We start from the raw sequence: 20,316 nt of genomic DNA on the forward strand, positions 1-20,316 counted from the left end.
AAAGTGAAGGGGTGTTTTATTTGATACTTACTCCTCCATCCATTTACGTTCCTCTCCCTTTAAGCGGAAGAACTTCGCAAAATAATGGCCCGTTGGTCTATTGGCAGTTATAAGAATTAAAAACACTGTAAAAATAAGGGCATAAAGCATATCTCCCTTTTCGTAGAGCCCATACACACAAATACCTGCGCCAATCGCCCAAAGTATATTTCTATAGATCAGCGGTTTCTGAATCATCTTAAGCTTCACATCTAGCGCCTCAAACTGATCGAGGTATTTGATCATGTCGCTTCGCCAAGTAAGCACGGTTCGCATGAGTATGTAACCCACGCCTATCAGCATTACACCATGAAACATAATATCGGGTTCTTCAAAAAACACCGAACGTAAAGCATTGCCACTCTCCTTTTCCAAAAACACCCAGCCAAAACCAGCCAAGGGTAGCATTAAGAACAGATAAATAACAGACTCAAGTTTTTTGAAATAAGCCTTTTTATTAAAATCAGGATTCTCCAACTTCATAGCACACACTTTACTTTTTATACATCCTGTTGCTAACGAGCGTTAGCATGTTTATTTTTGTCAGAATGCATTCAACCGTAAAGAAAAGCCGAAAAGTTCAAATAGAAGAAAAAGCAACCACTCTTTTTCGTGAAAAGGGCTATGCTGCCACCTCCATGCGCGATTTAGCCCAGGTTTTGGGTATAGAGGCTGCCAGTTTGTACTCGCACATTAAGTCGAAGGAAGAGTTACTTCAAAAAATCTGCTTCCGTATGGCCGACAGGTTTTTCGATGCGTGGAAAGAAGTAGAAACGGAACAAAACAGCTATGCGGCAAAGATGCAAAAAGCGGCCATTGCCTACGTTCAGGTTATCACTCAAAACACAGATGCATCGGCAGTGTTTTTCAATGAATGGCGCCACCTTAGCGAGCCACACTTGAGCAAGTTTTTAAGCATGCGCAACGACTACGAAGGCCGCTTTATCGAGATTATTGAAAAGGGAATAGCAGCCGGAGAATTCCAGCAAGTAGATTCAAAATTTATGATGCTGGCCATCTTATCTTCGCTTAACTGGACACACAATTGGTACAAACCAAATGGTAAACTGAGTCCTGAAGATGTTGCCAACAAACTTTCTAACCTGATTTTGAACGGATTAAAGAAGTAAGCCTACAACTTCTCCCATAAGGAATCTACAAAGTATTCATTAGAGTCGGTAAAATTCTGCACAATACGGAAACCGGCATGCTTTGCCAGCTGCTCAATCATCTGGTGAGAGAATTTTTGACTCACTTCAGTATGAATAGCTTCCCAAGCTTTAAACTCAAAAGTTTCGTCTAGCGCGGCAATATGAACATTTTGAGTACACTTACTCACCAAGTGGCTTTTGGTTTCCCCAGTTATAGGGTCATATGTAGGGAAGTGCTGAAAATTATTTCTATCGAAATTTGCGCCTAGCTCTTCGTTAATCCTATCCAGTAGGTTAAGGTTAAACTCGCGAGTTACGCCCATGGCATCGTTATAAGCGGCAAGCACCTTCTCGGGGTTTTTCATCATGTCGAAGCCAATCAATAAGAGATCACCTTTGGACATATCTTCACCGAGTTTCCTGAGAAAAGTTTCGCCAGATTTACCCATGAAGTTGCCGATGTTTGAACCAAGGAACAGCACAACCTCCTTCATGGAGTTGTTGCGCTTTAGCCCAGCCAGTGCTTTAAAGTAATCGCCTTTAATCGGCTCTACCGAAAGGGCAGGGATTTCCTGGGCTAAAGCATTGGTAAGCCCATCCAGTACACTGCCAGAAATATCGATGGGTGAATAGGTAAACTTAGTTCCTTTTGAGACAAAGTGATTTAGTAAAACCTTAGTCTTAGTGCCATCTCCAGCGCCTAATTCCACCAATCTAAACTCACCATCAACCCCCAGAAAGGCCTTCAGAATTTCCGCCTTATTCTCTTCAAAAACTTCAAACTCTGCATTGGTTAAGTAGTACTCTTCCAGATGCATAATTTGCTGAAAAAGGTAGTCGCCTTTTTCATTATAGAAATATTTTGACGGAAGTCTTTTAGGAAACTGGAGTAATCCCTCCTTAACATCGCTAGCAAATTCGCTCAGCACTTCTGTAGTGTTCATATTAAATGTTTTCTGCCAATCTTAAGCCTGTGAATAACCACCTTAAATGCGGATGGAAAAAGTTACGGTAAGTAAGTCTTATATGTTCCCGCATGGTTGCAAAAGAACCTCCTCTAAGCACAATTTGATTGACCATAAACTTGCCATTGTATTCACCCAAAGCACCATCGGCTGCTTGGTAATATGGGTATGGCGAATAAGCGCTATTGGTCCACTCCCACACATCTCCGTAAAACTGCAGGTTTTCACCTTTTCTAGGCATAGGCCTCAGGTGCTTTAAGTCAAGCAAATTGGCTTCGCCCGGAACGTTAGGTGCAAACTTTTTACAGGCCACTTCCCATTCAAATTCAGTAGGCAATCGCATGCCCTTCCATTTGGCAAACGCATCAGCTTCGTAAAAGCTAATGTGTGTCACAGGTTCGTTTTCGTTTATTTCTTCAACTCCACCGAGCGTGTAATGTTTCCACTTCTCGCCTTCTTTGTACCAGTAAAAAGGCGCCTTTATTCCTTCCTTCTTTACCCATTCAAAGCCTTCCATTAGCCAAAACCGAAAATCGGTATAGCCACCAGCCGCTATAAACTCCATGTATTCTCCGGCCGTAATAAGCCTGTCTTGAATGCGATAGGCGTGCAAAAACACCTTATGTGCTCCCACTTCATTATCGAAGTGAAAGCCCTCACCCGCATGACCAACATCATACACACCTTCTTCTACCTCAAGGAAGTTTACCCCAAGATTTGGCTGATAAGGCGCTGTAGCAAATGAACGATAAACAGGGCTGAGCGGGTTTATACCAAGAATATGTTTGATATCATAAACCATCAACTCCTGGTGCTGCTGCTCATGGTTTATGCCTATTTCCAACACATCAAGCAGTTTGTCGTCTAACTGATGATTCGCCAAAAACTGGTTCATGTGCTCATCAATATACTTGCGATAGGCCATGATTTCATTTACCCATGGGCGTGAAAGTAAACCTCTGTCGGCCCTTACCCAACGGTCGCCTTCCGTTTCATAGTAACTATTGAACAGGTATGGATAGTCATCATCAAAAAGCTTGTAACCGGGCAAGTTATTTTTCAGTATAAAACTCTCGAAAAACCATGTCGTGTGGGCCAAATGCCATTTGGGAGGGCTTACATCAACAACTGGCTGCACCACAAAATCTTCGGGTTGAAGGGGCTCACAAAGCTCTTCGGTCTGCATTCTGGCAGCCTTATAACGTTCCAGAAGAGTAGATTGCTTAGCCTGAGTTGAGAGAACTTGCTGATTCATATTTGGAGTTAGCAAAATTCTACGGAAAAGGCAAAAAGCAGGTTGTGTACGCACAATTAATAATGCGCGCGTAACAGCCCAATAAAAAACCCGACATAAAGCCGGGTTGAAAAATATCTTATGCCAAATAGGCTTAGCCTATTTCTATTTTTACATCATCGGTAAGTGGGTGGGCAACGCATGGCAACACAAAGCCTTCTTCCAATTCCGCCTCTGTTAATCCCTCGCTTTCGTCCATTTTCACTTTGCCAGAAAGACACTTGCCTCGGCAAGAAGTACACAAACCGCTTTGGCAAGAGAAAGGTAGGTTAAGCCCTTCATCTAGCCCTTTTTCCAATATCGATTCGTCCGGGTTTACTGTAAACTTGTACTCCTCATCGTCCAAAACCACAGTCACCTCGCGCGCAACAAGTTCTTCGGCACTTTCCTTTTTGTTTTCCTCCAATTTGGTAGAAACAAAACTCTCTTTGTGCACTCGGCTGCTGTCGACACCTAACACGGCTAGTGAATCAAGTACCACATCCATCATTGGCGCAGGCCCACAAGTAAAGCACTCTATTTTGGTAACGTCAACAGATGCCAGCACTTGCTCAATCAATGGCTGCGAAATTCTACCACTAAAGCCATTCCAACCAGCCGGAATACTTTCAAGCACATGCTTTACTTCGAATTGCTCATTGGCCGATAGGCTCTCTATCTCGCTTTTGAAAATGATCGAATCTTCGTCTCTGTTAGCATAAACCAAAGTAACCTTGGTGTTTGGTTCTTGGCTCAAAGCAGATTTAGCAATAGAGATAAGTGGCGTAATGCCGCTTCCTCCTCCAAAAAGCACCAAATGCCTATCGTTAGCAGTTGTAAATTCAGTGGTAAAGTTGCCCATTGGCGGAACTACCAAGAGTTCGTCTCCGGCTTTCACCTCACTGTTTAGGTAGTTGGAAACCAAACCGCCTTCAACACGCTTAACACCAACAGCCGGCAGCTCATCAGTATATGGCGATGAGCAAAGCGAGTAAGACCTACGCTCATCTTTGCCATTTATGTTCACCATTATGGTAAAGTATTGGCCCGCCTTATAAAATATCTTTCCGTCTTCCGGTTGTTCGAAATGAATACTCACTGCATCAGCAGTTTCCTTCACCACTTTATTCACCTTCAACTTTAAAAAGCCCGATGGTATATTCTCCTTCGTCTCCTTTTTCTTCTTCTTAAACAATCCAAAAGCCATAACTGCCGCTAATCTTCTTTTTATCAATAGTACCTAAGTCGAGCAAACACTCAGTTTAGGCTCGCGCAAAAATAAACAGTTATTCCCTACAAACGAAGTAAATGAGCAGCGCATTAAATGCTGAAAATCAGGTTGTGGTTAATGGATTTCTTATCTTTGCGCTTTCTTAATTTCAAACAACAAAATGGAACTAACCACATTATCTGCCATATCTCCGGTTGACGGTCGATACAGACGAGTGACAAAAGATTTGGGTGCTTATTTTTCTGAATATGCGCTCATTAAGTACAGAGTAGAAGTTGAGGTAGAATACTTCATAGCGCTTTGCGAAATTCCTTTAGAACAATTGAAAGGAGTGAGTGAAGACAAGTTTCCGAGCCTTCGCGCCATCTATGAAAACTTCTCTGAGGCAGATGCCCAATCCATTAAAGAGATTGAGAAAACCACAAACCATGATGTAAAGGCTGTTGAGTATTTTTTAAAGGAAAAATTCGACCAGCTTGACCTAAGCGATGTAAAAGAATTCATACACTTTGGCCTTACTTCACAGGACATCAACAACACTTCGGTACCGCTAACGTTAAAACGCGGTTTGCATGAAGTATTGGAGCCAGCTATTTTAGAAGTAAACAACCTCATTAAAGAGTGTGCAGCGCTTTGGAAAGACATTTCGATGCTTGCCAAAACACATGGCCAACCGGCATCTCCTACTCGTTTGGGTAAAGAGTTCGCGGTGTTCAGTGCAAGAATAGATGAGCAATTGGTGCTTTTGGGCGACATTCCATTTGCAGCCAAATTTGGTGGTGCTACAGGTAACTTCAATGCCCACAATGTAGCTTACCCAACGCATAACTGGATTGAGTTTGGCGATCACTTTGTAGCAGAATATCTTGAACTCAAAAGAAGCCACCCAACCACTCAAATTGAGCATTACGATCACCTAGCAGCACTCTTCGATGCATTAAAACGCATTAACACTATTTTAATCGATTTTGCGCGTGACGTATGGCAATACGTTTCGATGAACTACTTTAAACAGAAAATCAAAGCTGGAGAAGTTGGATCATCGGCCATGCCGCACAAGGTAAACCCAATCGACTTTGAAAATGCAGAAGGAAACTTGGGCATTGCTAATGCCGTTTTTGAGCACCTTTCGGCCAAACTCCCTATTTCAAGGCTTCAAAGAGATTTGACTGATTCCACCGTACTAAGAAATGTTGGTGTACCAATTGGCCACACCCTAATCGCATTGAAATCTTTGGTGAAAGGAATTGGCAAACTGGAACTTAATAAAGCTGCGATAGACCAAGACTTGGAAGAAAACTGGGCTGTAGTGGCCGAGGCTATTCAAACAATTTTGCGTAGAGAAGCTTACCCTAAACCATACGAAGCGCTAAAAGGCCTAACCCGTACCAATACAAAAATCACTGAAGCCGTGATTAAAGAATTTATTGAAACACTGAATGTAGGCGAGCCTGTAAAAGAGGAGTTGAGAAAAATAACTCCATACAATTACACTGGCCAGTAAGCTATTAAGTGCATATAGAACATAAAAAAAGCCCCTTCCGGGGCTTTTATATTTTATTGATCTTCTCGTTGAATTACCGAATCAGTCTTTGGATCATACTCCAACAATGGATTATAAAGCAGCTCACCATTTCGGAAATCATACAAGGTTAAGTTTCTTAACTCATAATAGGCATCCCAATACTGCTGCAAGGCGCTGATATAAGAGCGAATAGATTCATCCTTACTGGTTCTAGCATTAGTAAGATCAAGAATATCAACCTTACCAGCTAGGTAACGACCATTGGTTATCTCGAAACGCTTTAATGCAATTTCTTGGCGTTTCTCAGCAATTTCAATCTGGTTACGAATTTGACCAAAATTTCTTACCGCATTTGCAATCTCCTGCTCAAAGTTAATTCTGTTTTGCTCAATGGTAAATTCCGTCAACTGCATGCGCTCGCGTGCCTGATTCATTCTAGCCCTATTTCTACCTCCATCAAGAATAGGAATCCCAAAAGTCAATCTAAATGTACCACCTGATGCTAAGTTGTCAGGGTTATAAACATCACCCAAATTATCCGTTTGATTACTGTTATAACCATAAGATGCGGATAGATTTGCGCTAAACCTTTGCGCCCGTGCTTGAGCCATTTGTTGCTCTACTTCCAAACGATCAAGTTGAAAATCCAAAAATTCAGACCTATTCTCCTTTGCGTATTTTAAAGCAGTCTCATATTCAATTGTAAAATCTGGTGCATCAGCAGGTGGCACTAACTCTAACTCAACATCATCAGTTAAACCAATAAAGTTTCTTAACGCCAAAGACCTAGACTGAACATCCAGCCTAGCTTGTTGTGCCTGACTCTGTGCAGTTAAAAGGTCTGCCTCAGTTTGTAAAACTTTATCTTCAGTGGTAGTACCAATATTAAATCTACCTTGCTCTACCTTATTAATTGTGTCATTGGCCGACTCATTCTGTAGTGCTATCTCCAAATTCTTCTGCTCAACTAACAACTGAAAAAACATTGCTGCGGCTTGTCTCGAAGCATCCTCTAAGTCTTGAACAAACTCTCGTTTTGATTGCTCATAACGTAACGGCTCAATCTGCCTATCCCACTTAAAAGGGTTTACCTGAAACAACGGTTGAGTAATAGTTATCCCTACAGGGTCGCCTTGATAATTTGAAAAATCTTGAGCATAGTTATCAAATCGAGCCAAAGCCGACTCAAAGGCAATTGTAGTATTGGTCCATGGCAGTACCTGCTCTAAACCTAGACTAATATTTGAGTTATTTTGATTTACCTCGATAAAGTCAATATCACCATTATTCTGCTCGACTGGAGTGGACCTGTTGATATAACTAGGCAAAGTACCTCTTACCAAAAGTTGAGGCTTAAGCTGCGATCTATATACTCTATAGCTCCAATAGCCCAAATTTCTCTGAGTTTCTGCAAGTTTAGCACTCCTTGAATTCTTACGCGCTAACTCTATAACGTCTTCTAATGTTAATGTTCTTTTTGTTTGTGCATTGGCCGTTCCTGCACAAAATAGGCACAGGAGACCAACTAAAAGGACCTTTTTCATAATATGAGTTTATTCGTGTCTTAAAGATGTAATTGGATCTTGCATTGCTGCTCTTCGGGCAGGTGTAATACCAAAAACTAGCCCTACGGTTGCTGCAACTCCAAAAGATATCAAAATAGAAATAAAGCTTATTTCTGTAGGGAAGTCTGCTAGGGACGACACGGCATATGCCAAACCGATACCTAACAATACGCCTACTAGACCTCCGGTAACTGAAATCATTACCGATTCGAAAAGGAACTGCATAACGATGTCGTTTTTCTTTGCTCCTATCGAAAGTCTAAGCCCAATTTCCTTTATTCTTTCGAGTACAGAGGCCAACATGATATTCATAATACCAATACCTCCTACTAAAAGTGAAATTGCTGCAATAGCCGCTAACACGATATTAAAAATGTTTTGTGTGCGTTGTTGCTGTTTTAGTAATAACTCTGGAATAGTAATCTCAAAATCTACTACTCCAAAATGCCTTCTTTCTAACATACGGGAAAGTACGTCTGCGGTTGAGCTTAACTTTTCCGACTGACTAACCTGCACTACCAAACGATCAATCTGATGATAGTTAGAAGGCTTATCGTCTGAATCATCGTTACCAGAAATAATCATTCGCCCACGGCCGAAAGAAATACCTCCAAAGCTCTTTTTTAAACCGGAGCCAGTTACCAAGTCACGATTAATGTAGCGAATTAACACCGTTTGAATTGGTGCATACACATCCATGTTATAATCGCGAATTCCTAGATTAGAAATAGCTTTATCGGAAATGTAGCGCTCTTTCAATACGCCAATAACCTCTAGCCATTGGTTACCAACTTTGATCTTTTTACCAATTGGATCTTCCTGCGGAAAGAATTTTGTTTGAATTCCTTTACCAATCACACAAACAGGAGAACCTAAATCAAGCTGCTTTTCGCTAAACATTTTGCCTTCTTGCAGCTCAAAGTTAGCCACCTCAAAGTAAGTTGGCTCAACACCTACCAACTTAGAAGAACGCCTGATACCATTCTTAATCAAATACGTTTCGAGTAAAATCTCAGGGCTCAGTTTCTGAACACCCGGTATATTTTCACGAATACTTTGTACATCTAACAACTTAAGACCAGGAGAGAATTTTTTCTTGTTGTCCTCTTCTGCCTCTCCTATTTTCTGTTCTGTCTGCTCCACCATAGGCTGAACAATAATATTGTTCACACCTACGAGCTCAATCTGCTCCAATATCTCTTTTTGAGCCCCATTACCGATAGCGAGCATCGCAATTACTGCAGCCACCCCGAAGATAATACCGAGGGCAGTCAGTAGCGACCTCACCTGATTAGCAATTACAGCCTCAAGTGCGATATAGAAGTTAGACATTAAACTCTTCTTATTCACTTTCATTAGGCTGCGGCTTAGTTATTTGGTTGTCCTGAACGCGCTGCTCCTCCTTGTGGTCTTGCACCACCTTGACGCCCGCCACCACGGTTCATACGCTCTCTCATTTCTGAAGGTGAATTGATACCAAACTCCTTCAATCTTTGAATCTCTTCAGCAGACATTGGCGTACCATCTCTTCTCAACCACTGCTCTTCTTCTTGAGCTGGTTCTTGGCTTTCTGGCTTTAGGTTTCTTAAACCATTCAATTCAGGCAACAACTTCACATCCTTACCTTCGGTACTTGCCATTGAAAGATAAAGTACATCACCTTCTTTCACGCCAAGTTCAATCACAGCTTCATTGCTATTGGTATCGGCAATCTTCACCTCTTGCAGCGTGCCGTTCTTTTTCACCACGTAGTTAATTGAGTCATTTCTTACGTGAAGACACTCCAAAGGAACTGCGATTACATCTTCCAATTCTTTAGTAACAATTATGTTACTCGTTGTCATTGAAGGACGAAGTTCTGAGTCTTTTTCGTTAACTCTTACCACTACTTCAAACACCTTAGCATCCGAGTTAGGGTTTTGCTGCCCTACTCTAGCTACACGAATAACACGGCCTGTTAATTTTTTATCAGGGAAAGCGTCCAAACCAATTTCTACTGGCTGCCCGCTTTTCACTTTTCTGATGTCAACCTCGTTAATAAAAGTTGTTGAAATCATGCTAGACAAGTCTGGCAACTCAGCAACTTCAGGGTTCCATGGGCTAACTGTAGAACCTTCTACAATTCGCTCGCCACCAAAACCACCTTTGGCGTAAATCACCATTCCAGACTGAGGCGCACGGATGGTAAACTCATCAAGAATTGATACCATTTTATCGTATCGTGTTTGTCTTCTTCTTAGGTCAGCAGTTTCTTCAATCATTTGAGTTTCTGCTTGACGCTTCTTAAGACCATAGTTCTCAATAGCTCTGGTTTTATCCCTCTTAAGCTTCTCAAGCTCATTCTCATATTGCTTAATTGTGGCTGGCGGCTCGTACTGAGACTGGTCTAATTGAAGTTGCTTTTCTTCAATTTGGTAATCAAGGTTAATCAACCCATCTCTTTCAGCTCTTAGCGTTAATGAAGTATCAATTTTTGCATTTTCATACTCAGCAATCTGAGCATCTAATTGATCCTTCTCTGTTTGAATTTTTTCGTATAGTTCACTTTGATCTAACTGCGCAACAAAATCCCCTTCACGAACTTGTGTTCCTTCTTCCACCAAAGTCTGAACCGTCATATTACGTATTCCGTAATCTCTGGCTCCAACAGGCCCCAAAATCTTAGTAGACCTTTCTGCAGAAAGTTCTCCAGTAGTTGTTACCTCAACAGTGAATTTCCCCTTCTTCGCGGTTGCGAATAACGCTTCGCCATCTTCTGAAGAAGATGTATTGAAGACCAAGCTTGCGGTTACGATAGCCGCAACAATGACACCTCCGAAAATGATCAGCTTCTTTTTCATATTAATAGTTTCAATTTTATCGTTTGCGAAATTAGGTTTATTCAACAGCTTGTGAGGCTCCATTTGCAAAAGTTATTAGCCTCTGAAATAAAACAGAATATATTCAAATCATCCTGTTTATCTGTTAGTTACAACTTACCTAATTCCTCAATGTTTTAATAAGTAGACATTCTTTTAGTCACTTCTTAGAGTATTTAACGAAGGAGATAGTTTAATGAGTTTCAGTCCAATTATTGGAGCGGTTAAATGTTAATTTTATTTGAAAACTGACCCTTTAAATGGCAGTTTTAGTTCCCAATCGGATTTCTATCTTTGCACAAACTTTTTCTATGAAGCGCATCATCAGTTTTTTCTTACGTAAAGTACCTCGTAAATACCTTCAGTATTTTAGCCATTACGTATTGCGCTTTGTAAGTCTTTTTATGCGTGGCAATAAAGTTGAGTGCCCAATTTGCGAGATATCTTATCGTAAATTTCTACCATACGGCAGACTAAACCCAAGACCTAATGCACTTTGCCCCGACTCACTCTCGCTTGAAAGGCACCGATTAATGTGGCTCTACTTAAAAGAAAAGACCAACTTTTTCACGGCCGACCTTAAACTCTTACACATAGCCCCCGAACTGTGTTTTATCAAAATCTTTAAAAACCTACCAAACATAGAATACCTTTCTGCCGATCTGGAATCACCATTGGCCGATGTAAAAATGGATGTTCATGATATTCCTTTTGAAAAAAACACTTTCGATGTGGTGTTTTGCAACCATGTAATGGAGCATGTAGATGATGACATAAAAGCTATGTCGGAGATTTACCGTGTGCTTAAACCTGGTGGATGGGCAATTATTCAGTCACCGCAAGACTACAGCAGAGAAACAACACTAGAAGATCCAACAATTACTGACCCCAAGGAAAGAGAGCGCGTTTATTGGCAGGATGATCACGTAAGGCTATATGGGCTTGATTATGGCAAAAGGTTAGAGCAAGCTGGCTTCACAGTAACAGAAGATCGATTCGTAATGGAAATGCCAGAGGAGAGGGTAACTCGTTATGCGCTACCGAAAAACGAGATCATCTATTTCTGCGCAAAGGGCTGATTTCCACGCGGATTTACAAGCTCAGAAAACAAGCCCATTCCGTATGCATAGAGTTGAATAAAGCCAGCAACCACACTAAATAACCCAACCTTTAGGCTTGTATTTTTTGCGGTAGCGTCCACTAACAATAGCAACAAGAAGAAGGTTAAAAAGCCACCTCCAAGCCTAAACAGCGCTGGCTGCCAAATGAGCGTTGATAACCAACCCCATACGGCCAACACGAAAACTGCCGGCATAGCATGCACCATTTTTAACTCGCCAGGAAAAAATCGATTTACGTTAATTCTCGCCCTACCAAAAAAGTGTAGCTGCTTATAAAACTGCCTAAAGCTTGTACGCCTTTTATGATAAACGAAAGCATTCTCAATTAAACCAGTGCTAAATCCGGAATTAATAATTCGAATACTGAATTCAATATCTTCACCCATGCGGGTAATTTTATAGCCTCCTGTTTTCTCGAAAACGGCTCTGGCAATCCCCATGTTAAAACTGCGCGGATGAAAAGTGCCAATATGCTTTTTACCGCCACGAATCCCCCCTGTTGTAAAGGGTGAGGTCATGGCGTAACTTATAGCTTTTTGGAGTGTATTGAACGAGGCGTGCGCCTTATCAGGCCCACCAAAAACATCCACCTCATTTTCATTTAGTGATTGCTCAACCTCGTTGAAGTAATTTGGAGGAATTAAACAGTCCGAGTCGAACACCACAAAGTAATCTCCTTTGGCTCTTTCAAACCCATAATTCCTAGTAAAGCCCTGGCCCGAATTCTCTTTGAAGTAATACCTAACACTCAATTTATCCTTATAGTCGGCCACTACTTCCTCACACCGATTTGTGGAACCATCTTCAATTATGAGTACTTCAAAATTTGTATAGGTTTGATGCGTGAGCGACTCTAGCAGCTCTTTTACTTCATCAGGACGATTGTAAACTGGAATTACAACGGAATAGAATCTCATGAATCCAAACCAATGGTTTCTTCAAAAATATAATCTGATTTTTTATGGCTGTTCATAGCCAGCATTTCGCCAACAAAGCCTGCTAAGAAAAGTTGAACGCCAATAATAATGGCTGCAATGGCCAAAAAGAAGATCGGCTGGTCTACCAAATCTCTATATTCATTGGTTTTGTAAATGTAAATAGCACTGATTTTTTTCCAGCCCATCCATAGTACAAAAGCAAAACCAATAAGAAACGAGAGCGTACCCATACTGCCAAAAAAGTGCATCGGGCGCTTTCTATATTTCGATACAAAACTTATGGAGATAAGATCGAGAAAACCATAAACAAAGCGCTCTATACCAAACTTGGTAGTTCCGTATTTTCTCGCCCTATGTTCTACAATCTTTTCTGTGATTTTGGTAAAACCATTGCGCTTGGCAATCACCGGGATATATCGGTGCATTTCACCATATATCTCAAGGGTCTTGATTACTTTCTGATCATAAGCCTTCAAACCACAATTAAAGTCGTGCAGCTTAATGCCAGAAATAACACGTGTAACCCTGTTGAAAAATTTGGAAGGGATAGTCTTGCTAATTGGGTCATGTCGTTTTTGCTTCCAACCCGAAACCAAATGCTGGCCAGACTTGATCATTTCGTATAGCACAGGTATCTCATCAGGACTGTCCTGCATATCGGCATCCATCGTAATTACTACCTCACCCTGGGTCTTTTTAAAGCCCACATTAAGCGCTGCAGACTTACCATAGTTTCTGTTAAAGCGAATTGCCTTTAACGCATCATTCTGCTGAGAGAGACGTTTTATCACCTCCCAAGAAGTGTCTGTGCTACCGTCATCCACAAAAATAACTTCATAAGAAAAGCCATGCGATTGCATCACACGGCTTATCCAATCAGTTAATTCCGGTAAAGACTCTTCTTCGTTAAAAACTGGTATTACAACGGATATCTGTATCAAAATCTAGTATTCTTCTTCTGGCTTCTTCTTCGCAATGGCCGCTAATATAAGTGTGATTACTGCATTTCCAATCACCCCAACATACAAAACACCCATAAGTTGTGCGCCAATTGAGTAATTATCTTGTTCTCTAGCAGCTTGCAGGCCTTCTTGAATCTGATCTTCTGGCGCTCCAAACCTTCTCATCATTGCTTCGGCATTTTCTACTCCAATTTGAGTTAATCGCTCACCCAAACTAGGGTCGATTACTTGGTGTAACAAAATTTGAAATACTGTACTCACCAAAATACAAACGAGCACCATAACAAAAATCGCTTTGTAGGCATCGCCAAATAATAAGTAGCCGCCAACTGCTTTTCGGTAGCGTACACCCAATATTCCTAACACAATTAGGTTAACCAGGATAAGCACTATGCCTAACATTCCATTGGCTAGTAAAGACTCCTGAATTACATAGAGCAGAATGGCAAATACACCAAAAATCGCTCCTACTATTAGCCCATTCTTTACTGCTAAGCCATAGTCCTGTTCGTACTCGAGTTCGTTTTCCATAGTTTCATTTTAAGGTTGATGAATTGAAAATACTATTTTTCTCCAAGTATACACACAGAAACTACAAGTGAAATCATTTTATAGCTAAGCGAAACGCAATCAGGATGAATGCAATATTTTAGCGTTGGTTTGTTCTTAAGGCCACACTAATTACGGGAGTAACAAACAGGCCAATAAGCACTCTTTTAAGAAACACATCAAGCACCAATTGCGAACGAGTAATCTGTCTTATCCCTTCTACTTGCTCCTGAAAAAACGCTTCCGGATTTTCATCAACCTGCTCTAAAAGCATATCCTTTCTTAAGTTTAGGTCTTCAATGGCAATTTGAATGTATTCGGCAAGAAAGTCGGGAACTATCCAGTTGATGAAGCCTGCAAAAAACAACGAGAAAACGAAACCAATCAATAGGTAAACAATAAAGCCGATGGTCATACCATGATAAAACCTTAACTCCGAACCGTTATATGAAATTTTAAACTCGCGAATGGCCAAAAAGCAAAACATGCCAATAATGACAGCATCGAGTATAAATGAAATGAGGTTTCTCCATGGCTGGTGTCCCAGCGCATAGAACACCACAAAGGCCAAAACGGACATTAAGCCACCTGCTAAGCCATACTTAACAGCAACTTTACGAATATTGGGATTAAGCTTCATTGTTAGTTTTAAAAACCTGCCCTTTATTAGTTACTGCCAAAACAGCCCCCTTCAATTCTTGATTCATTAATGGGGAGGCCAATGATTTGGAAAGATTCGTTTGCTTGTTGAATTGCCAAGTGCGATCCTTAGAGAAAACAGTCAAACAGGCGTCAGCACCTTCTTCAATTTCTGGCAACGTTACGCCTAAAATTTCTCGTGGTTTTGAAGTGAACCTGTCAACCACTTTTTCAAAGTCATCACCAAAAACATCTATCAAAACCGGTAAAAAGCCCTGTAAGTTATTTGTGCCAAAGTCGGCCAAATCAAATTCAAGTTTTTTACACTCTTCATCATGGGGGTAATGGTCACTTACAATCACATCGATTGTACCATCCAAAACTCCCTCAACAAGTGCCAACCTATCTTGCTCAGTTCTATAAGGTGGATTTACTTTAAAATTAGTATCGTAAAACTGTGCATCTGCATCTATAAACTTCAAGTAGTTTACACCTACATCGCATGTCACCTTTAGGCCTTTTGCTTTGGCTTCTCTAATAAGTGCCACACTGTCCTTGCTAGAGATTAAACTAAAATGGACCTTTCCTCCTGCGTATTCCAACAACTCCAAATCACGCTGAATCATTAAAGACTCAGCTATTGACGGCATCCCTTTCAATCCCATCACGGTACTTACCTCTCCCTCATTCATGTGCCCGAAAGCCGTAAGCAATTCGTCTTCTGGCTTATTAATCAGTAGGCCGTCAAACTTTTGCAAGTACTGCAAACTCTTCAGCATAATATCTGTATGCCAAATGGGCTTCACTCCATCAGAAAAAGCCTTGGCGCCTGCTGAATGTAAATCAATCATTTCGGTGAGTTCCTTACCTTCTGCCTTTAGGCTTACAGCAGCCATCGGATGTAAATCAACCAAAGAATATTTGCTCCATTTTTGGTAGTAAGCCACTGCATTTTTGGAGTCTACCACTGGCTGTGCATTTGGCAAAAGCACCACATCTGTAAACCCTGCCGCCATTGCTGCCTGCGAACCAGACTCTAAGTCTTCCTTATGTTCAAGGCCTGGGTCTTGAAAATTAGCGCGCATATCGAACCAGCCTACAGAAACGTAGCAGCCCTTTGCGTCAATTAATTCAGCATTTTCAACAGAAAGATTATCTCCTATCTGACGAATAACGCCAGCCTCAATAAAAATATCCTTGATAGAATTGTGAAATGGAGAATCCGGATTTAGAATGTGAGCACCCCGAATGAGCAAGTTCATGCTACAAATATCGGATTAAAATTATTTCTACAAAAAGAAATAATAAAGCAAGCGCAATTGCCCATCTCCAAAGCGCTAAGCCAACGAGGCTCGCCTCCATTGTGGCTTTAAATTCACTGGGGTCATTCGCTTCAATCAAATGAATATGATCGGCACTAGCAGCCAACTCTCTGAGTCTATCTTGCACATCATTATCCACTAAGAACTCAGACTTTGGTAAGTTGAAAGAAATACTACCTATTTCCTGATCCTGTCTATAAACCTTAAAAGTACCGGCTCTAACTACATCCTTTGGTATTTCCATTACTAAGTTGCCTCCTACCACGCGTTGATCTGGCGTAAATTCCAATTCGCTATTCTTTAAATGGAAAACTCCATTGCCGCTGGCATTGGCAAGTGGAAAATTGATCAACTGATCATCCGTAAAGTGATAGAGCTTTGCGAATGATGACTTGCTACCCAATGCAAGCTTATACATCACCGGAACAAAAAGTGCGTGATTTGGAAAGCCCGTTAAGTCTTCATTAAATGGAGAACTGAAGAAAAAGACGTTACCCGTATCCGCAACCTTTCCTAAAAATGGCCGCCCATTCCTAAAGTTCAATAAAGCGTATTCAGCATTCATTAACCTAAATGCCGTTGTGGCATCGGGCATATTTAAATCAGTGTTTGCCTCAGCAAAAACACCTTCAAAAAAAGGATTATTAAAATCAGGAGAAGCTAATTGACCAACTTCCTTAGTATCCAAAACTACGTCTATATCGAACCCTGCAAAATCATCAGCCCGATTAGTAGACGATGGAATAACAACCACCGTTCCTCCGTTTTCAATATGCTGATTAATCGTATTATAGAGTTGATTAGAAAACCCTGAAACACCATTTACTATCACGATATCAGCCCCTTGAATTAGCTCATTATTCAAGTTACCAGCATCAGCTCGTTCAAAGGAGAAAAATTCATTAGCGCGAAATAGTGAACTCACATATCCTGTCGAAGAGTCACCGTAGACTTCTACAACATTCGTTGTACTAAGTGAATTAATGCTTAGGTAATAAGTATTATCCATCAAGAAACTAGCATCCTCAATTTCTAACCTAATATTCTCCAGTCCCTGTTGATTTTGAGGGATTTCGTATACACCATTTCCAAAACCATTATTATCGAAAGAAATGAGCACAGTTCCAGCTAGCTGATCATCAAAGAAAATCTTGGCATTGGTCTCGGTAACACTGCTATTAATTGCCTTCAACTCTATCTTTAGCGAATTAGCAAAACTCCCACTAAGAAAGGTATTCTCTAGGTAAACAGTATCTATATAAATATTCTCCCTTTCACTCACACTTGTCGGAATCAAGTAATACTGATTAAGTGTGTCATTCAACAGTCTATCAGAATCAGAAAAATCAGAAAAATCAGAGACCAAATAAAAATCCCCAGCAAACTCATTCGCTTTCGATCTATTGAGCACCTCTCCTATATTCCTTCCAACATTACTAATATTAACCTCCGTTAGTAACTCTCCCAATGACTCGGCCGTGAACTCCGTATAAATAGAATTACTGTAATTATTCTCAATAAAATAAAATGGGCTCTGTTCCGGATAAGAAGTGGTAATCGTCTGAGCATAACTTGTAGCTTCATCGAACAAAGACTCTGAGCCAAAACTATAAGCCATACTAGGTGAGTTATCCAAATACAACAGCACGGTATCACCAAGAGAAGCTTCCTCGTTACTATCTTTTAATATTGGTTGAGCAAAAGCAACAACAAAGCAAAGTATCGCCAAAATCCTACAAGCCAATATTAGCAACTCCTTAGGCTTTCTCTTGGCAGAACTCTCCTCTTTAACCCTCCTTAGCAGTGCCGTATTGGAGAACTTAACCTTCTTTATTCGTCTAAGATTAAACAAATGAACAATGATCGGTATAAGAATGGCACTAGTAAAAAAAAGCACCTCTGGCCTACTAAAAGTAATTATCGCAAAAATGGAGGAGAGTAATTCTTCAGGCATAGTCATCTATTACGAAAACTATGAAAATTATATTCAAAAACTACCAGAAACCTCTTTAACCGGTTATTTCCTGACACCAGAAATGGAGTTTTAGCAGGGCCTAGTTATCCGGAGTGGTCTATAACGAAAAAAAGGAACATACGATAAGTATGTTCCTTTGATAATAAGTTGGCGGCTACTTACTCTCCCACCGGTAAGGGCAGTACCATCAGCGCAAGCGGGCTTAACTTCTCTGTTCGGAAAGGGAAGAGGTGGACCCCACCGCTATAACCACCATAAAATCTTAATCCAGTCATTTACTGAACACTATTTCTTACCATCATTTCTGATGGTCGACATATTTACTGTAAGAGTATCACACAATAGAGGTAGGTTACCGCCCCGCACAAAGGCGGGGCTATCGGAAAGCTTACGGGTAATTAGTACTGCTCAGCTATGACATTTCTGCCTTTACACCTGCAGCCTATCAACGTTGTCATCTCCAACGTCCCTTTAAAGAAGTCTCATCTTGAGGGGAGTTTCGCACTTAGATGCTTTCAGCGCTTATCTCTGCCCAACGTAGCTACTCAGCACTGCACCTGGCGGCACAACTGATACACCAGCGGTTAGTCCATCTCGGTCCTCTCGTACTAAAGACAGGTCCTCTCAAACTTCTTACGCCCACAACAGATAGAGACCGAACTGTCTCACGACGTTCTGAACCCAGCTCGCGTGCCACTTTAATGGGCGAACAGCCCAACCCTTGGGACCTTCTCCAGCCCCAGGATGTGACGAGCCGACATCGAGGTGCCAAACCTCCCCGTCGATATGAGCTCTTGGGGGAGATCAGCCTGTTATCCCCAGAGTACCTTTTATCCTTTGAGCGATGGCCCTTCCATGCGGAACCACCGGATCACTATATCCGTCTTTCGACCCTGATCGGCTTGTAGGCCTCACAGTCAAGCACCCTTATGCTATTGCGCTCTGCGTACGGTTACCAAGCGTACTGAGGGTACCTTTGAAAGCCTCCGTTACTCTTTTGGAGGCGACCACCCCAGTCAAACTACCCACCACACACTGTCTCCATTGCTGGATTAGGCATCAGATAAATAAAGGGCGGTATTTCACCAACGACTCCCCTATGCCTGGCGACACAGGTTCAAAGTCTCCCGCCTATCCTACACATCATTTACCCAATACCAATGTGAAGCTATAGTAAAGGTTCATGGGGTCTTTTCGTCCCGTTGCGGGTACGCGGCATCTTCACCGCGACTACAATTTCACCGAGCTCATGGCTGAGACAGTGCCCAGATCGTTGCACCATTCGTGCAGGTCGGAACTTACCCGACAAGGAATTTCGCTACCTTAGGACCGTTATAGTTACGGCCGCCGTTTACTGGGGCTTCAGTTCAATGCTTCTCCTTACGGATAACATCCCCCCTTAACCTTCCAGCACCGGGCAGGTGTCAGGCCTTATACTTTATCTTTCGATTTCGCAAAGCCATGTGTTTTTGCTAAACAGTCGCCTGGGCCTATTCACTGCGGCCTCTCTTTACAGAGGAGGCGCCCCTTCTCCCGAAGTTACAGGGCCATTTTGCCTAGTTCCTTAGCCATGAATCACTCGAGCACCTTAGGATTCTCTCCTTGACTACCTGTGTCGGTTTACGGTACGGGTACCATATCCATTACTTAGAGGTTTTTCTTGGAAGTCTGATTAGGATCACTATCCACGCTGCCGAAGCATTGTGGTACTATCAGGTTCATCAAGCCGAGCGGATTTGCCTACTCAGCCTATAACTACACCCTTTAACGGACTATTCCGTCAGTCCGCGGATCTTTCACTACTCCGTCACCCCATCGCTGAATACGGTAGTATTGGAATATTAACCAATTGTCCATCGACTACCCCCTTCGGGTTCGCCTTAGGTCCCGACTAACCCTGATCCGATTAGCGTTGATCAGGAAACCTTAGTCTATCGGTGGGCGGGTTTCTCACCCGCCTTATCGTTACTTATGCCTACATTTGCTTTTCTATACGCTCCACCATCCATTACCAGATGGCTTCTCCGCCTATAGAATGCTCCCCTACCCAGTATTAAATACTGCCTTAGCTTCGGTACTATACTTTATGCCCGATCATCATCGATGCCCTGTCGCTCGACCAGTGAGCTGTTACGCACTCTTTAAATGAATGGCTGCTTCCAAGCCAACATCCTGGCTGTCTAAGCAACTGGACCGCCTTAGT

The 20,316-nt window shown here is 41.7% G+C and carries 17 protein-coding genes and 2 rRNA genes (1 of these 19 cut by a window edge); 4 read left to right on the forward strand and 15 right to left on the reverse strand.

Going from position 1 to position 20,316, the window contains the following annotated elements:
• Positions 1-27: 27 nt before the first annotated feature.
• The gene (locus BMW98_RS19620) at positions 28-522 is read right to left on the reverse strand and encodes a hypothetical protein (RefSeq protein WP_090261089.1); all 495 of its coding nucleotides are present in this window, start codon (positions 520-522) and stop codon (positions 28-30) included.
• Between the two features lie 65 nt (positions 523-587).
• Here BMW98_RS19620 and BMW98_RS19625 point away from each other — a divergent pair, with 65 nt between their 5' ends.
• Positions 588-1,169 (forward strand): TetR/AcrR family transcriptional regulator, encoded by a 582-nt coding sequence (locus BMW98_RS19625; RefSeq protein ID WP_090261146.1) that lies wholly within the window; start codon positions 588-590, stop codon positions 1,167-1,169.
• A gap of 2 nt (positions 1,170-1,171) precedes the next feature.
• Here BMW98_RS19625 and egtD read toward each other — a convergent pair whose 3' ends face one another.
• The 3 genes from egtD to BMW98_RS19640 form a co-directional block, all read right to left on the reverse strand.
• Positions 1,172-2,134, reverse strand: coding sequence for an L-histidine N(alpha)-methyltransferase (gene egtD, locus BMW98_RS19630; protein ID WP_090261091.1), 963 nt, complete (start codon positions 2,132-2,134; stop codon positions 1,172-1,174).
• Position 2,135: 1 nt separating this feature from the next.
• Positions 2,136-3,410 (reverse strand): ergothioneine biosynthesis protein EgtB, encoded by a 1,275-nt coding sequence (gene egtB, locus BMW98_RS19635; protein ID WP_090261093.1) that lies wholly within the window; start codon positions 3,408-3,410, stop codon positions 2,136-2,138.
• A gap of 133 nt (positions 3,411-3,543) precedes the next feature.
• Positions 3,544-4,662, reverse strand: coding sequence for a ferredoxin--NADP reductase (locus tag BMW98_RS19640; RefSeq protein ID WP_245733657.1), 1,119 nt, complete (start codon positions 4,660-4,662; stop codon positions 3,544-3,546).
• A 157-nt stretch (positions 4,663-4,819) separates the two neighbouring features.
• Here BMW98_RS19640 and purB point away from each other — a divergent pair, with 157 nt between their 5' ends.
• Entirely contained in the window at positions 4,820-6,163 is a 1,344-nt protein-coding gene (purB, locus tag BMW98_RS19645; RefSeq protein WP_090261097.1) for an adenylosuccinate lyase, read from the forward strand.
• 53 nt (positions 6,164-6,216) lie between these two features.
• Here purB and BMW98_RS19650 read toward each other — a convergent pair whose 3' ends face one another.
• Genes BMW98_RS19650 through BMW98_RS19660 form a run of 3 tightly spaced genes read right to left on the reverse strand, consistent with a single transcriptional unit; the run spans position 6,217 to position 10,589 of the window.
• A complete protein-coding gene (locus BMW98_RS19650) occupies positions 6,217-7,728 on the reverse strand; it encodes a TolC family protein (RefSeq protein ID WP_090261099.1) in 1,512 nt (503 codons plus the stop codon).
• A 9-nt stretch (positions 7,729-7,737) separates the two neighbouring features.
• Entirely contained in the window at positions 7,738-9,105 is a 1,368-nt protein-coding gene (locus BMW98_RS19655) for an ABC transporter permease (protein WP_090261101.1), read from the reverse strand.
• 11 nt (positions 9,106-9,116) lie between these two features.
• Complete coding sequence (locus BMW98_RS19660; RefSeq protein WP_090261148.1) at positions 9,117-10,589, reverse strand: efflux RND transporter periplasmic adaptor subunit; 1,473 nt, start codon at positions 10,587-10,589, stop codon at positions 9,117-9,119.
• 329 nt (positions 10,590-10,918) lie between these two features.
• On the opposite strand from BMW98_RS19660, the gene BMW98_RS19665 reads away from it, so the two are divergent.
• A complete protein-coding gene (locus BMW98_RS19665; protein WP_090261150.1) occupies positions 10,919-11,686 on the forward strand; it encodes a class I SAM-dependent methyltransferase in 768 nt (255 codons plus the stop codon).
• Here BMW98_RS19665 and BMW98_RS19670 read toward each other — a convergent pair.
• The 6 genes from BMW98_RS19670 to BMW98_RS19695 all read right to left on the reverse strand — a co-directional run bounded on the left by BMW98_RS19670 (position 11,665) and on the right by BMW98_RS19695 (position 18,035).
• Positions 11,665-12,645: a glycosyltransferase gene (locus BMW98_RS19670; RefSeq protein ID WP_090261103.1), complete on the reverse strand. Its 981-nt coding sequence runs from the start codon at positions 12,643-12,645 to the stop codon at positions 11,665-11,667. The two genes, BMW98_RS19665 and BMW98_RS19670, sit on opposite strands and share 22 nt — an antisense overlap.
• Positions 12,642-13,607: a glycosyltransferase family 2 protein gene (locus tag BMW98_RS19675; RefSeq protein WP_090261105.1), complete on the reverse strand. Its 966-nt coding sequence runs from the start codon at positions 13,605-13,607 to the stop codon at positions 12,642-12,644. The genes BMW98_RS19670 and BMW98_RS19675 overlap by 4 nt, the downstream gene beginning before the upstream one ends.
• A 3-nt stretch (positions 13,608-13,610) precedes the next feature.
• Positions 13,611-14,159: a DUF4199 domain-containing protein gene (locus BMW98_RS19680; RefSeq protein ID WP_090261106.1), complete on the reverse strand. Its 549-nt coding sequence runs from the start codon at positions 14,157-14,159 to the stop codon at positions 13,611-13,613.
• A gap of 118 nt (positions 14,160-14,277) precedes the next feature.
• A complete protein-coding gene (locus tag BMW98_RS19685; RefSeq protein WP_090261108.1) occupies positions 14,278-14,817 on the reverse strand; it encodes a DUF4199 domain-containing protein in 540 nt (179 codons plus the stop codon).
• On the reverse strand, positions 14,807-16,078 hold the full coding sequence (locus BMW98_RS19690) for a dihydroorotase (protein ID WP_090261110.1): 1,272 nt from the start codon (positions 16,076-16,078) through the stop codon (positions 14,807-14,809). Before BMW98_RS19690 ends, BMW98_RS19685 begins: the two co-directional genes overlap by 11 nt.
• 1 nt (position 16,079) lies before the next feature.
• Positions 16,080-18,035 carry a BatA domain-containing protein gene (locus BMW98_RS19695; RefSeq protein ID WP_245733659.1) on the reverse strand — a complete coding sequence of 652 codons (1,956 nt, stop codon included), beginning with the start codon at positions 18,033-18,035 and terminating at the stop codon, positions 16,080-16,082.
• Between BMW98_RS19695 and BMW98_RS20620 the strand changes: the two genes are divergently transcribed.
• Entirely contained in the window at positions 17,998-18,186 is a 189-nt protein-coding gene (locus BMW98_RS20620; RefSeq protein WP_245733660.1) for a hypothetical protein, read from the forward strand. The genes BMW98_RS19695 and BMW98_RS20620 overlap by 38 nt on opposite strands.
• Positions 18,187-18,258: 72 nt before the next feature.
• On the opposite strand, the gene rrf is transcribed toward BMW98_RS20620, so the two are convergent.
• Together rrf and BMW98_RS19705 are read right to left on the reverse strand one after the other, a co-directional pair.
• Positions 18,259-18,370 (reverse strand): 5S ribosomal RNA (gene rrf, locus BMW98_RS19700).
• A 121-nt stretch (positions 18,371-18,491) separates the two neighbouring features.
• Positions 18,492-20,316, reverse strand: a 23S ribosomal RNA gene (locus BMW98_RS19705); it runs 1,053 nt beyond the window's last position.

The organism is Roseivirga pacifica (assembly GCF_900111145.1).
GTDB lineage: Bacteria > Bacteroidota > Bacteroidia > Cytophagales > Cyclobacteriaceae > Roseivirga > Roseivirga pacifica.

Bases quoted from the DNA above. Each gene is read 5' to 3' on its own strand.
- BMW98_RS19620 (WP_090261089.1), bottom strand. From the start codon at position 522: ATGAAGTTGGAGAATCCTGATTTTAATAAAAAGGCTTATTTCAAAAAA.
- BMW98_RS19625 (WP_090261146.1), top strand. From the start codon at position 588: ATGCATTCAACCGTAAAGAAAAGCCGAAAAGTTCAAATAGAAGAAAAA.
- egtD (WP_090261091.1), bottom strand. From the start codon at position 2,134: ATGAACACTACAGAAGTGCTGAGCGAATTTGCTAGCGATGTTAAGGAG.
- egtB (WP_090261093.1), bottom strand. From the start codon at position 3,410: ATGAATCAGCAAGTTCTCTCAACTCAGGCTAAGCAATCTACTCTTCTG.
- purB (WP_090261097.1), top strand. From the start codon at position 4,820: ATGGAACTAACCACATTATCTGCCATATCTCCGGTTGACGGTCGATAC.
- BMW98_RS19650 (WP_090261099.1), bottom strand. From the start codon at position 7,728: ATGAAAAAGGTCCTTTTAGTTGGTCTCCTGTGCCTATTTTGTGCAGGA.
- BMW98_RS19655 (WP_090261101.1), bottom strand. From the start codon at position 9,105: ATGAAAGTGAATAAGAAGAGTTTAATGTCTAACTTCTATATCGCACTT.
- BMW98_RS19660 (WP_090261148.1), bottom strand. From the start codon at position 10,589: ATGAAAAAGAAGCTGATCATTTTCGGAGGTGTCATTGTTGCGGCTATC.
- BMW98_RS19665 (WP_090261150.1), top strand. From the start codon at position 10,919: ATGAAGCGCATCATCAGTTTTTTCTTACGTAAAGTACCTCGTAAATAC.
- BMW98_RS19670 (WP_090261103.1), bottom strand. From the start codon at position 12,645: ATGAGATTCTATTCCGTTGTAATTCCAGTTTACAATCGTCCTGATGAA.
- BMW98_RS19680 (WP_090261106.1), bottom strand. From the start codon at position 14,159: ATGGAAAACGAACTCGAGTACGAACAGGACTATGGCTTAGCAGTAAAG.
- BMW98_RS19685 (WP_090261108.1), bottom strand. From the start codon at position 14,817: ATGAAGCTTAATCCCAATATTCGTAAAGTTGCTGTTAAGTATGGCTTA.
- BMW98_RS19690 (WP_090261110.1), bottom strand. From the start codon at position 16,078: ATGAACTTGCTCATTCGGGGTGCTCACATTCTAAATCCGGATTCTCCA.
- BMW98_RS20620 (WP_245733660.1), top strand. From the start codon at position 17,998: ATGATCGGTATAAGAATGGCACTAGTAAAAAAAAGCACCTCTGGCCTA.